The organism is Amycolatopsis marina (assembly GCF_900111885.1).
GTDB lineage: Bacteria > Actinomycetota > Actinomycetes > Mycobacteriales > Pseudonocardiaceae > Amycolatopsis > Amycolatopsis marina.
On sequence record NZ_FOKG01000002.1, the window covers coordinates 404,714 to 417,477 of the forward strand.

Annotated in this window: 15 protein-coding genes; 6 read left to right on the top strand and 9 right to left on the bottom strand. The window is 67.8% G+C overall.

What is annotated here, in order from left to right:
* Positions 1-71: 71 nt before the first annotated feature.
* From BM199_RS06065 to BM199_RS06075, 3 genes are all read right to left on the bottom strand, one after another.
* Positions 72-800, bottom strand: coding sequence for a response regulator transcription factor (locus tag BM199_RS06065; protein ID WP_177242490.1), 729 nt, complete (start codon positions 798-800; stop codon positions 72-74).
* A 467-nt stretch (positions 801-1,267) separates the two neighbouring features.
* The gene (locus BM199_RS06070) at positions 1,268-1,525 is read right to left on the bottom strand and encodes a WhiB family transcriptional regulator (RefSeq protein WP_091670721.1); all 258 of its coding nucleotides are present in this window, start codon (positions 1,523-1,525) and stop codon (positions 1,268-1,270) included.
* Positions 1,526-1,790: 265 nt separating this feature from the next.
* Positions 1,791-3,647, bottom strand: coding sequence for a transketolase (locus BM199_RS06075; RefSeq protein ID WP_091670724.1), 1,857 nt, complete (start codon positions 3,645-3,647; stop codon positions 1,791-1,793).
* A 217-nt stretch (positions 3,648-3,864) separates the two neighbouring features.
* Here BM199_RS06075 and BM199_RS33755 point away from each other — a divergent pair, with 217 nt between their 5' ends.
* Positions 3,865-4,014 (top strand): hypothetical protein, encoded by a 150-nt coding sequence (locus tag BM199_RS33755; RefSeq protein WP_177242491.1) that lies wholly within the window; start codon positions 3,865-3,867, stop codon positions 4,012-4,014.
* Between the two features lie 10 nt (positions 4,015-4,024).
* On the opposite strand, the gene BM199_RS06080 is transcribed toward BM199_RS33755, so the two are convergent.
* A complete protein-coding gene (locus BM199_RS06080) occupies positions 4,025-4,783 on the bottom strand; it encodes a GAF and ANTAR domain-containing protein (RefSeq protein WP_091670727.1) in 759 nt (252 codons plus the stop codon).
* A 200-nt stretch (positions 4,784-4,983) separates the two neighbouring features.
* Between BM199_RS06080 and BM199_RS06085 the strand changes: the two genes are divergently transcribed.
* The gene (locus BM199_RS06085; RefSeq protein ID WP_091670730.1) at positions 4,984-5,322 is read left to right on the top strand and encodes a DUF8129 domain-containing protein; all 339 of its coding nucleotides are present in this window, start codon (positions 4,984-4,986) and stop codon (positions 5,320-5,322) included.
* Between the two features lie 32 nt (positions 5,323-5,354).
* Here the strand turns inward: BM199_RS06085 and BM199_RS06090 are convergent, their stop codons facing one another.
* Both BM199_RS06090 and BM199_RS06095 read right to left on the bottom strand, forming a co-directional pair.
* A complete protein-coding gene (locus BM199_RS06090; protein ID WP_091670733.1) occupies positions 5,355-5,996 on the bottom strand; it encodes a dienelactone hydrolase family protein in 642 nt (213 codons plus the stop codon).
* Between the two features lie 79 nt (positions 5,997-6,075).
* The gene (locus tag BM199_RS06095; protein ID WP_091670736.1) at positions 6,076-6,417 is read right to left on the bottom strand and encodes a MerR family transcriptional regulator; all 342 of its coding nucleotides are present in this window, start codon (positions 6,415-6,417) and stop codon (positions 6,076-6,078) included.
* A 186-nt stretch (positions 6,418-6,603) separates the two neighbouring features.
* Here BM199_RS06095 and BM199_RS06100 point away from each other — a divergent pair, with 186 nt between their 5' ends.
* Positions 6,604-7,035 carry an Hsp20/alpha crystallin family protein gene (locus tag BM199_RS06100; protein ID WP_091670739.1) on the top strand — a complete coding sequence of 144 codons (432 nt, stop codon included), beginning with the start codon at positions 6,604-6,606 and terminating at the stop codon, positions 7,033-7,035.
* A gap of 51 nt (positions 7,036-7,086) precedes the next feature.
* On the opposite strand, the gene BM199_RS06105 is transcribed toward BM199_RS06100, so the two are convergent.
* A complete protein-coding gene (locus tag BM199_RS06105; protein WP_091670741.1) occupies positions 7,087-7,914 on the bottom strand; it encodes an arginase family protein in 828 nt (275 codons plus the stop codon).
* Between the two features lie 20 nt (positions 7,915-7,934).
* On the opposite strand from BM199_RS06105, the gene BM199_RS06110 reads away from it, so the two are divergent.
* From BM199_RS06110 to BM199_RS33760, 3 genes are all read left to right on the top strand, one after another.
* Complete coding sequence (locus BM199_RS06110) at positions 7,935-8,549, top strand: retropepsin-like aspartic protease (protein WP_091670743.1); 615 nt, start codon at positions 7,935-7,937, stop codon at positions 8,547-8,549.
* Between the two features lie 105 nt (positions 8,550-8,654).
* Positions 8,655-9,026, top strand: a complete 372-nt coding sequence (locus BM199_RS06115) for a VOC family protein (protein WP_091670745.1) — start codon at positions 8,655-8,657, stop codon at positions 9,024-9,026.
* Between the two features lie 62 nt (positions 9,027-9,088).
* Entirely contained in the window at positions 9,089-9,265 is a 177-nt protein-coding gene (locus BM199_RS33760) for a hypothetical protein (RefSeq protein ID WP_177242492.1), read from the top strand.
* 24 nt (positions 9,266-9,289) lie between these two features.
* Here BM199_RS33760 and BM199_RS06120 read toward each other — a convergent pair whose 3' ends face one another.
* A complete protein-coding gene (locus BM199_RS06120) occupies positions 9,290-11,077 on the bottom strand; it encodes a chitinase (RefSeq protein WP_091670748.1) in 1,788 nt (595 codons plus the stop codon).
* A gap of 18 nt (positions 11,078-11,095) precedes the next feature.
* On the bottom strand, positions 11,096-12,688 hold the full coding sequence (locus tag BM199_RS06125; protein ID WP_091670750.1) for a chitinase: 1,593 nt from the start codon (positions 12,686-12,688) through the stop codon (positions 11,096-11,098).
* Between the last annotated feature and the right edge of the window lie 76 nt (positions 12,689-12,764).

The window sequence follows — 12,764 nt, forward strand, 5'->3', positions numbered from 1 at the left end:
CGAGTTGACCAAATCAACAACGTGGAAACACAGAGCGGACGTCCGGATCCGCCGGATCTGTCGTGCGGTCCTCAGATGGGCATGCCGTGGGCCGTCGCGCTCGCCGCGGCCACCGAGTTCTCCGTGCGCGGCCGCGGCGTGCGCACCGCACGCACCGGGGCTGTCAGTCCGGCCTGGTAGGCGATGGCTGCGGCCTCTGTCCGGTTGGCCACGTCCAGCTTGCGCAGGATGCGCAACACGTGCGAGCCAACCGTGGAATGCGTGATGTGCAATTCCTTCGCGATGGCCGAGTTGGACAGACCACGTGCCATGCAGGTCAGCACGTCACGCTCGCGATCGGTCAGCTTGTCGATCCCGCGGCAGGTCAGGGGGGTCATCATCTCCGCGAGCCGCTTCCGGTACTTGGTGAGAATCGCTGAGGAGACGAATAGCCTGCGGTCGAGTGCCGAATGAATGGCTGCCGCGAGATTCCAGGGCGAGTCGTGGGCGAGCACCACGGCCGAGCTTCCCGCATACAGCACCCTGCCGATCTCCTCCTCAACCGGCCCGCACACGACCACTACCGGTTTCAGCCCACCAAAATCCGCGTTGGGTTGCGCTTCGGAAGAATTTAGAAAAACTCGGGAACTGACAATCCACACGTCGACGGCGTCCCCGGCAGGCGAGGCGTTACGAACAGTGCCCGTTCGTGAGACGGTTCGCGTGAGAGTAATGTTGAACCGTTTCAGATCCAACGCCTGCAACCAGGAGAAGCAGGTACTTCCGCCCTGGTCGGACTGTTCACTCTCCACCAGGCCCACGGCAACCATGTACGAGACTCCCAGCTGTCGTTCGTTGTGGTTCACAGCGTCACGGACACGTCGAACACCCCCGTATTCGAGCCCCAGAAACCCGCCGTATCCGCTGACGTTTTCCCGCAGCCTGCATTCTGTGAGAAATTAACGTCGACGCGCTCAGGCTAGCGATGCCCACCCCCCGCTGCGATAAGGTGTGATACAGGTCACAGACACTCGCGCGGTCGAACCCGAAGAAACTTCGGCATTTTCGGTTGATGGTTGAACCACTTCCCTTTCCGTCCGAACTCGGCCTGCCCGCCAAGGCCAATACACACTCAAAATAGCGCGCGACTCCGGTCCGACGGAGTCGCGCGCGCTCGCGTTCCCTCAACTTGTGAAAATGTTCCAGAGACGCTCCCCGGAGCCACAACCATAAGAATCCACAAAGGACGCTTCGGCAAGGCGGGCGGGTCACCCCGGTAGCGGGAGTGTCAGGCCGCCTGTGGACGGCTGCGCTGCCTGCGGAACAACTCCCGGCGTTCGCGCTCGGTGGTACCACCGAAAACACCGTGGTCGAGCCCGTTGTCCAAGGCGTAACCAAGGCATTCCGCGCGGACAGGGCAGCGGGCGCACACGGCCCTCGCCTGTTCGGCCTGCCGGGCGCCCGGTCCCATGTCGGACACGGGGAAGAACAGTTCAGGGTCCTCATCCCGGCAGGCGGCACGACTCTGCCAATCGGTCGTCTCCATTGCGTGCCACCTCCTTTCACGGTTTTCTGATGCGCACGGCACCGCGCCCTGCACAGCGGGGCTCGCCGGTGCGATTGGTCTGGGCGGCCGACAGGGGACGGCCCTGTCGGCGCGACATGACGGCTCCCGCCGCATCTCCTCATCCGGGCCGCGGCCATGGCGTGGCGGCGGTACCACCGGATCCAGGGAGCACAACCGCACACGTCCCCCGGTTATTCCGCCACGGCCCGGCCCCGGCGCTGTGTGCCGCAGATCCGACTCACCGTCAGCCGGCAGCCACCGCCACTCTGCGGGCGAGCAGCTCGCGTGCCGCGTCGGTGATTCCAGCCGCATCGATACCCGCCGCATGCAGCAACTCGTCCGGCTTTCCGGAAACCGGCATCTCCCGAACTCCCAGCTTGCGCACGACGGGCCGGTTCGGTTGTTCCGCGAGTGCACTGAGCACGGCATCGCCGAGCCCGCCTTCCGGCCAATGGTCCTCGACGGTGATCATCGCCTGAGTGTGGTTCGCGGCACTGATCAGTGTCTCCGCGTCTATCGGCTTGATCGAGTAGCAGTCGACCACCCTGGCGTTGATCCCGTCCCCTGCCAGAGTTTCCGCTGCGGCGAGTGCCTCGCCGACCGTGACTCCGCAGGCCACGATGGTCAGGTCGTCGTTGTCGGACGAGCGCGGCACCCTGCTGCCACCGATGTGCACGTCCTCGTCCGGACCGGTCCGGACCTCGGTTGCGCCGCGCAGGGTTCGCAGGTACGAGATCCCGGAACGATCGGCCATCTGCGTTACCAACTGGGCGGTCTGGTTGGCGTCCGACGGGTGCAGCACCACACTTCCGTGGACCGCGCGCAATGCCGCGATGTCCTCGAGTGCCATCTGGGACGGGCCGTCCTCGCCGATCGCCACGCCGGCATGGGAGCCGCACAGGCGCAGATCCGCCCGCGAAACGGCCGCCATGCGAACGAAGTCGTACGCCCTGGTGAGGAACGCACCGAAGGTCGAGACGAACGGCACCCAACCACGGGCCTGCATCCCGACGGCGGCCGCGACCATCTGCTGCTCGGCGATGAACATCTCGAAGTACCGCTGCGGATGCGCATCGGCGAACAGTCCGGAATTCGTGGAGTTGGAGACCTCCCCGTCGAGTGCGACGACGTCACCCCGGTTGTCCCCGAGCGCTGTCAGTGCCTCCCCGTACGCCTTCCGGGTCGCGACCTGCTCGCCCAGCTGCCAGGTCGGCAGGTCGCCGCCCGCGGTGCTGAACCGATGTGGCTCGGCTGACCTGTCCGGTGCCATGACGTCCACACGCAGGTTCCGCTCACCCCCGAGCTCGGCGATCGCGGTCTCCGGGTCCTCCAGCGGTTTGCCGTGCTTACCCGGCTTGTCCTCGACCGCGTCCACCCCCCTGCCCTTCAGTGTGCGGGCGAGCAGCACGGTCGGCCTGCCCGTGTTGGCCCGTGCCTCCGCGAACGCCGACTCGATCGCGTCGAGGTCGTGCCCGTCCACGACGATCGCGTGCCAGCCGAAGGCCCGTGCCCGCTCCGCGTAGCCGTCGAGGTCCCAGCCGAGCATCGTCTCGCGCGTCTGCCCGAGCCGGTTGACGTCGACGATCGCGGTCAGGTTGTCCAGCCCGGCCCAGCCCGCGTGCTGGAAGGCTTCCCAGATCGAGCCCTCGGCCATTTCCGAGTCCCCGCACAACGCCCAGACGCGGTAGGACAGCCGATCGAGCCGCTGCCCTGCCAGCGCAAGGCCGACGGCGACGGGGAGACCCTGCCCCAGCGAACCCGTCGCCACGTCGGTCGGTGGAATCCGCGGGGTCGGATGACCCTCGAGCCTGCTGCCGAGCTTGCGAAAGCTCAGCAACTCCTCGTCGGTGATCGCCCCGGCGGCCTTGAGCATCGCGTAGTACAGCGGCGAGGCGTGCCCCTTGGAGAAGACCAGGTGGTCATTGTGCGGATCGTCCGGCTCCGCGTAGTCCAGGCGGAGATGGCCGTCCAGCAGCACGGCCATCAGGTCTGCCGCGGACATCGAGGACGTCGGGTGACCCGAACCGCCCTCGGTACTCGACCGTACCGAGTCCACGCGCAGCTGCTGGGCCAGTTCATGGCGAAATTGGGTGTCTGACATCTGCACACTCCTAGCTCCGGGTCACCTCCTCGGTTGCCCTGACCTAGGCAGCGACAAACACGCCTCGCTGGCAGGAGTAGGGGTTTGGCGAGACGTCAGCAGGGGAACCACCTTTTGTCCGGCCACCAGAAAGGGATTCGCATGACGTCCCTGCGGCAGAACGCGGACCAGGAGACGAGCCAGGAGTGGCCCCTCGTCCTGGACGAGGTCACCGCTCGTGGTCGGCTCGCTGTACTCGGGTGCGATCAACTGCTACAGCGCTGCGGATCACGGCTTCGCGGAGCTCGACGAGCAGTCCCAAAGGGAGAACGTGAAGGTGCGCGACCTCGCCCAGCGGCTGGTTCGCGACATCGCCAAGAGGTGGTAGTGCCGGTTCGTCAGTTGGGTGCCGCGGCGCGTGCCTTGTCTCTCGCGCTGGCGACGAAGGCCTCTGCGACGTCATGCAGCTTGACGTTCTCGCGCTGGGACCGCTGGACCAGCTCGTTGAACGCCTCATCGGCCGTCACGCCCAGCGTGGCCATGAGGATGCCCTTGGCCTGGTCGATGACCGCTCTGCTGGCGAGGGCGTCCTGCAGTTGCTCGGCCAGCTTCCGGAACAGCAGGTACCGGGCGTTGCTGCGCAGGGCGGACTCCACCGCCCTGGCATACAGGCCGAGTAACTTTTCCTCGACCTCGTCGAAGCCGTGCGACTGGAAGCCGAACAGGTTCAGCGCGCCCTTCGAGTCCTGAGCCATCGCGAATGGAGCGGAGAGATAGCTCTCGACGCCCAGGCGGATCGCCGCCTTCGTGAAGCTGGGCCACAGGGCGGCCGCCTGCTGCACGTGCACCCGGACGGTCTCGCCGGTGGCGGCGGCACGCAGGCATGGCCCCGCACCCGCCCGGTACTGCCCATCGTCCAGGTCGACCGCCCGCTGGTCGGTACTGGCAACCGTCGTGGCGACGCCGTCTCGCAACACGGTAATGCTGGCCATGTCCGCGCCGTGGACCACATGGGTCACCTGGTGACAGACCGATTTCAGCACGCTGTCGAGCTCGTCCTCACTGTCGAGCGCAGCGGTGAGCGACTCGAGAGCGCCGGCGACCTCGTCGAGTTGCCCACGCCACCGACTCGCCTCACCAGCGTCGTAACCGGTCATTCAGCTCCCCCCGAACGCAACATGCGATTGGGCACCAGCCTACGCGAAACACCCCCGCTGAGCTGATCTTCGAGGACCGCCCGCAAGGCCCGCGACCTGCGGCCTTCCGGCCGCCCCGGCGCATCGACAGGGCCGCCCCAGACGGTACGAATACCGGACCGCGGCTCGGGTACCCGACCAGCGGAGGAAAGGAGGCTGACGTGCTCGAACACGACAATCTGCCGCTGCCGGACTACGACCACCTTCCGCAGTCCAGCCTGATGCACCGCATCAGGTCGCTCAGCGAAGACCAGTTGGAGACATTGCTGGAGTACGAAGAGGCCCACGCGAACCGTGTCGCCGTGGTCGAGATGCTCCAGGCGCGCCGCGCGGAGCTGCGCGAGGGGGCCACCCCTTCGGCAGGGGATCAGAGCGTCCAGCCGGAGAACGCCGGTCCGCCGGCGGGTGGATCCCGGGTGAGCCCGGACTCGGCGGCGACACCTTCCGCTCCACCACGGCACGGTGTGTACCACGAGTCTCCCAGCCGGCAGCGTCCCTGACCGTGCACACTCACCGGCCGGGCCACGGCCGGTCAGGCAGGCAGGTACTCGTGGAACCAGTCGCCGGCCAGTCGAGCCACCTCGTCCAGGGCGCCAGGCTCCTCGAACAGGTGACCGGCGCCCGCCACGATCTCCAGCCGGTGCGGCCCGGCCAACCTCGCGGCGGCCTGGCGGTTGAGGTGCAACACCTCCTCGTCGAGTCCTCCCACGATCAGCAACGTCGGTGCGGTGACACTGCTCAGCTCGTACCCGGCAAGATCGGGACGGCCACCGCGGGAGACGACAGCACGTACGCGGGGTTCCTGCGCGGCCGTGACAAGCGCCGCGGCGGCCCCCGTGCTTGCCCCGAACAGCCCCACGGGAAGATCCCGCACGCCTTCCCGTGCCCTGATGCCGTCCACGGCCTGCCGGACCCGGTCGGCGAGGAGGTCGATGTCGAACCTCAACTGCCGGGTACGGATGTCGACCCGTTCCTCGTCCTCGGTCAGCAGGTCGATCAGCAGGGTGGCGAACCCGTTCCGGCGCAATGCTTCCGCCACACCTCGATTTCGGCGGCTGTGGCGGGAACTGCCCGAGCCGTGGGCGAACACCACGATGCCCTTCGGCTGCCCGGGTACCCCCAGGTCGCCGCACAGCCGGCCATCCGGACCTTCGATGACCACCGCTTCAGTCATCGCGCTCTCGCCTCCACACACCGCCGTTCTCCACCGACGCGCGTGGTTACCCGGTCCGGGCGAATCCGACACCCGCACCTCAGCCCTTGGCCCCGCCGTCCTCGGCATCGTCCTCGACACCGAGACGTGCACGCAGATCACTGATCTCGTCATGGGCCGCGGCCAACTCGTCCTGCAGGCCGACGATGCGCGCGGCCGCGGCCAGGGTGTGCCCGTCGTCCAGTTCCGCCCGCAGCCGTACCACCAGTTCGAGCTGTCGGCGGGAGTAGCGGCGGTGGCCCCCGCCGGACCGGTCGGGCGACACGACGCCCGCCGCGTCCAGGCTGCGAAGGAACGCCTGTTGCACACCCAGTAGTTCGGCGGCCTGCCCCGTGGCGAACGCCGGGTAGTCGGCATCGTCCAACTTCCCGAGATCCCGCATCGCAGCAATCCTCCCAACCCGGCAGCCGTGATCACACGGTATCTACTCGCACAAGTTGACACAATCTACAGTCGGCGCTATAAAAAAATCCCAGCGTGAGTGACCTGACGTAGGACGGACACCCGCCGAACCTCGCGGACCGAGAACACAGTCAACCCAGGAGAAGGTGGAGAGGAGACAACGACCATGTTGATGCGGACTGACCCGTTTCGGGAACTGGACCGGCTGACCCAGCAGTTCTTCGGCAACGACGGCACGGCCACCAGGCCCGCCGCCATGCCGATGGACGCCTACCGCTCGGGGAACGACTATGTGGTGAGCTTCGACCTGCCCGGCGTTTCCCCCGAGTCGATCGATCTGGATGTGGAGCGCAACGTGCTCACCGTGCGGGCCGAGCGCAAGCCGGAATTCGGTGACGACGTGGACGTCGCGGTCGCCGAACGGCCGCGCGGCGTGTTCTCCCGGCAGCTGTTCCTCGGGGATACCCTCGATGCCGAGAACATCAACGCGCACTACGACGCCGGTGTCCTCAGCCTGCGCATTCCGATCGCAGAGCGGGCCAAGCCGCGCAAGATCTCCATCAGCGGCGGAACCGACCGCAGGGAGATCGACGCCTGACAACCACACGACCGGCCCGGTGGAATGCCCACCGGGCCGACTCGTTCGACCTCAGCAACCGAGCAGTGGGCGCAGCGCGTCCACGAGGTCCACGGGCGACACGGGCTCACCGCCGGGTGCCCATACGCCCTGGAACTCGGCGATCTCGAGCCCGACCACCTCGTGCTCGGCCAGCACCCCGGCGACCGCGTGCAGGTCGTTCAAGCTCAGGCCGCCGGGCACGCGGTACTCGGTGGGGGCGATGCCCGGATCAAGGACATCGCAATCGAGGTGGAAGTAGACCGGCCTGCCCGCGACGGCCTCCCGCACACGCGCGGCGAGATCGCGACCGACGGGGACCGCGCGCACGACCTCGTCGTCGATGAGCCGCTGTTCGCCGGGGTCGATCTCCCTGGCGCCACCGAGAATGACGTTCTCGGTCCGCAGCTCACCGCCGAGGCCGGTGTCCCACATGCCGCAGGCGCCGGCCAGTACGAGCCCACCCAGGTAACCGGTGGGCGAGGTCTCGGGGGTGTTGCAGTCGGCGTGCGCGTCGAACCACACCACACAGGTGTCGGGGCGATGCCTGGCGAGCACCGGAAGCGTCGCGAGCGCGACCGCGCACCGGGTCAGTGCGGTCACCGGTACCAGTCCGTCGCGCAGCACTCCGTCGAAGGCCCCGGACATCTCCCTGAGCGCGGGCAGTGCGGCCGCCAACTCGGTTGCCCAGTCCGCGTGCAGTGGTGGCTCCGGTTCACCGACTCGCACCGGGGCGAGATCCAGGCGCTGGGACAGTTCCGCACCAAGGAGTTCGGCGCCGTGCATCGCCAGTTCGTTTCGATCACCAGCACGTCCGCGAAACACCAGCAGTCCGCGGTTCCGGCTTGCGACGTCGGTCATGTCGCCGAGCCTAGAGGCCGATGGACGGGGGTGTCATCGCCGTTTCCCGCCGCGCGGTCCCGGGTACCCCCGAAGTCCGCCGCACCCCACCACAGTGCGGAAGGAGTGCACCCATCACCACTACGCCAGCTCACGCACGTCGCTCCGCGCCGGCGGCGATCACACTGCTGCTGACACTGAGCGGCTGCGGGCTGCTGGACAGCGGTAGCACGCCGCCACCCAATGCGGACGAGTTGCGCACTGTGGACCTGCGGGTGCTCCACAGTGGTGGTCTCACCCTTCCGTTCGTGCAGGTCACCATCTCCGGCAAGGGCCCGTACCGGTTCGCCCTCGACACCGGGGCGTCGAGCACTGTGATCGACACCGACGTGGCGAACGAACTGGGGCTGCAGAAAACCGGCGAGGAGCGAGAGGTCGCAGGCGTCATCGGCAGGCAGCGCATGCCGGTCGCGACGGTCGATCAGTGGAACCTCGGCGACATCTCCCTTGACGCAGGAGAGGTCGCCCTCATCGATCTTCCCGACTCACCGGACGAGCAGGGGCTGCAGGGCTTGCTCGGATCCGACGTCCTGAGCTCCTTCGACTTCGTCATCGTCGACTACGACGACGAACAACTGCGCCTGCCACCCGCGTGACTTCCAGCTGAAAAAGCTGACCGAAGATGTCAGGTATCGCGTCGAGCATGGGTGTGCACGGCCGGAAGACCCGGCCGCACCCGGTACGGAAGGCGACGCGACACGATGACGAAAACTGCCACCCTGGTGATGGTGAACCTGGACTGTGCCGATCCCCGCGGTCTCGCGGAGTTCTACCACCAGGTCCTGGGCTGGGAAATCACCCATGCTGCCGACGAGTACGCGATGATCAGCGGCGAGGGTGCACCCATCGGCTTCGGCCGGGTCGAAGGATTCGAGCCGCCCGCCTGGCCCGATCGGAATGCGGGCAAACGGTTCCACCTGGACCTCTCGGTCGACGACCTGGATGCCGCCGAGGCCCGCTGTGTCGAACTCGGTGCGACCAAACCGGACTTCCAGCCCGGGGGTCACTGGCGGGTCCTGCTCGATCCGGCAGGCCACCCCTTCTGCATCTGCGCTCCCGCGCCGGATCAGTGACCGGCCACCCGCCTGTGCCCGGCCCGGTGCATGGACCGGGCGCAGGCGGGTAACCGGTATGCATGACCACCGCACCGTTCGAACCGAATCCGGACCCCGGCGAGGAGCGAATCGCCGCAGCAGACCCAGGCCGGGGCGCCCCGGAACCCGCCGAGGGGTTCGGCCCTTCGGTCAGCGAGGCCGAAGAGCTCCGCCAGCAGCATCCGGACCAGGAAGGACCGGATACCGGGGAGGCCTGATCGCCTCGACGCGCTGCACACCCCTCAGGGCAGCGCGTCGAGGAACGGCCGGTGACTGTCGCTGAACTCCCAGCCGTAGTAGCGGTCCCAGTTGATCGACCACGTCATCAGGCCGCGAATGTCCGGCGAGACCCCGCCGCGGAGGTCGTACCCCCCGCAGTCCTGCCCCCTTGCGAGACAGTTCAGCGCCTGCTGCACCTGCGCGGGCGGGGTGTGCCCGTTTCCGGCGCTGACCGCGGCGGGCACCCCGAACGCGATCTGCTCCGGGCGCAGCCCGGGGAAGGTGTGCCCCGTTCCCGCCACGCTGAACCCGGCCTTGACCATGTCGGTCATCGCGATGTGGAAGTCCGCGCCGCCCATCGTGTGGTACTGCTTGTCCAGTCCCATCACCGGTCCCGAGTTGTAGTCCTGAACGTGCAGCACGGTCAGCGCGTCCCGCATTGCGTGGATCACCGGCAGATAGGAACCCGTTCGGTTGTCTCCGCCGCCCGCTCCGCCGTAGAACTGGTGGCCGACCTGCACGAAGAACGTCTCGGGGGCCATGGTCAACACGAAATCGGAGCCGTAACGGGACTTCAGGCTGCGCAGCGCCGAGATGAGGTTCACGATCACCGGTGTCGTCGGTTTCCGGAAGTCGGTGTCTCCGCGATCGAGATACAGGGAGTGACCCTCGAAGTCGATGTCGAGCCCGTCGAGCCCGTACCGGTCGATGATCGCGGACACCGAACTGACGAACCGGTCGCGTGCGGCCGCGGTGGTGAGCTGCACCTGCCCGTTCTGCCCGCCGATCGACAGCAGCACCTTCTTGCCCTGCGCCTGCTTCGCCCGCACGGCGGAGGTGAACTCGGCCTCCGTTTCGACATTCGGGCACTCGGCGACGGGGCACAGCGCGAAACGGATGTCCCCGGACGTCACCGAGGTGGGCTCACCGAACGCCAGGTTGATGACGTCCCACGAATCGGGCACGTCGGCCATGCGCACGTACCCGGAGCCGTTCGCGAAGCTGGTGTGCAGGTACCCGATCAGCGCGTGCTTCGGCAGGTCCGCACTGGTGCACCCAGTCGTGGTGCCCGAAACCTCACCGCTGCGCCCCGACTCCCCCGCGCCGTTGTAGGCCGTCACCGAATAGGTGTGTGTGGAGCAGGGGGCGAGCCCGGTCACGGTGGCTGACGTTCCGGTCACGGTGGCCCGGACCGTGTCCCCCTCGTACACGCGGTAGCCGGTCACCGAGTCACCTGCACCAGGCCACGACAACGTGATGGACGTGTCCGTCACCGCGTCTGTGCTCGGGGTGCCGGGAGTCCGCGGCCCTTCCGGCGCGCCGCCCCCCGGCCCGTCCAGTTCGACGTCGTCGGCGAAGTAGGTGCCTGCGCCGTACCAGCCGTGCAGGTAGACCTCCGCCCTGCTCTGGTTCGCCGCACTGGTGAAAGTCAGTGACAGCCGGGTGTAACTCGCAGCCGATGTCCACGTCGAAGGGCCGCCCGCGACCCCGAGGTACACCGGGTCGCCGCGCACCCAGGCCGAGACCGTGTACGTGGTGTCCGGCACGACCGGCACGGTCTGTGCGCACCGGGCGATATCCGATGCCGTGGTCGTCCCGGCCATGGCCGCGCCGCCCGAGTGCGTAGGACTGCGCACCACCGAGCCACCGGGGCACGACCAACCCGTGGTGGACCCGGTCTCGAACCCGGGGTTCGTCAGCAGGTTGGCCGCGCCCGCGGGGGCGGCTCCCGCCAGCAGTCCGGCGGCGACCACGGCCAGTGCGACGAGCAGGGCGGGCCACCGCCCGCATCGAGAGTTGGAGCGCGTCATTGCAGTCCTCCGGTGGGCCTATGGCAGTGTGTCGAGATGCGGCCGGACGGTCCTGGCGAAGTTGTTGCCGTTGCTCACATCCCAGTTGATCGACCAGGTCATCGCGCCGCGGATTTCGGGATAGGTCCGTGGTGGGCGGAAACTGCCGCACCGCGTGCCCCTGGCGAGACAGTCGAGAGCACTGGTGACCACGGACGGTGCGACGACTCCGCCACCCGCCGCACCTGGGCCCGCGGGCAGGCCGAGCGCGACCTGGTCGGGTCGAAGCCCGTTCTCCAACTGCAGGCAGGTCAGCGCCGTCAGGAAGTTCACCGTTCCCTGGCTGTAGGCCTGCGCCTGGTCACAGCCGAGCATGGAGCCCGAGTTGTAGAACTGGGTGTGCACGACCGTGAGGATGTCCTTGATGTCCAGCGCGAGCCGGAAGTAGGACGCTCCGGTCGACTGCATGTCGATGGTCTGCGGCGCCATCGTGATGATGAGGCCCGGACCCGCCATGGACCGCAGTGATCGCAGGGCCTGCGCCATGTAGGTGGGGTTCAGCCCGTTCTCCAGGTCAATGTCGACCCCGTCGAAGTCGTACTCCTGCATGATCGCGTGCACACTGCGGGCGAAGTTCCCCGCGGACGCGGAGTCGCCGACGCTGACCCGGCCGGTCTCCCCGCCGACGGAGAGAATGACCTTGGCACCACGAGCTTTGAGGGTTCGCACATCGGCCTTGAAGTCGGTGTCGCTGTACCCGCCGAGCGCGCTGGACAGCCCGGGGTCGACGCCGAACGTGACCGCGCCGGGCGTCCCCGTCGCCTCGGCGAAGGCGACCGCGACCAGGTCGTACTCGGCGGGCACGTCGCGCAGGCGCAGTTCCACCGCGGGGTTGACGAAGTTGTGCCAGTACCCGGTGAGGAAATGCCTCGGGAGCTGACTCTGCTGGCAACCGGAGGTGGACGCGGTGACCGCTGCGCTGTGGGGTGACTCGCCCGCGTCGTTGTAGGCGGCCACCGAGTAGGTGTGCGTCGAGCAGGTCTCGAGCCCGGACAGCGTCGTCGCGGTCCCCGTCACCGTGCTGCGCAGCAGGTCACCCTCGTAGACGTGGTAGCCGGTCACCGGCCCCGGCGGAGCGGACCAGGCAAGGCCGATGGTCGACGCCGTGGTCCCGGTCACCCGCGGACCTTCCGGCGCACTCGGTGCGCCCGGCGTGCCCGGGTCGTCGCCCCCGGCGCAGCTCGCGCCGTTGATCCGGCAGTTCACCGGGCCGCCCGCACCACTGAGCAGGAAGCCGAAGGTGACCGACGCGCCGGGTGCGATGGTGCCGTTGTACTCCCGGTTGGTGAAGGTGTGACGGTCACCGTCCGATTCACGCAGGGCATCCCAGTGGCTGCCGATCCCGGTGCCCGAGGGCAGGTCGAACTCCACTCGCCAGCCCGTGATCGTGCTCGGTCCACGGTTGCTGATCGTGTACTTGCCTTCCGAACCGGAACCCCAGTCGGACACCTTGGCAAAGCTCGCGGTGCCACCGGCCGCAATGGCGACCTGTCCCGGCACGACCACGGCGGCCAGCGTGAGCACGGCGGTCGTGACGAGCCGGGTCAGCCTGCGAGCGAGGACGTGTTTCATGTCGACGACCTCCTGATGCGGCGGGCAGGGGAACGCCGCTATATATTGTCTAGACCAATTGCCCATTGAAGTCCAC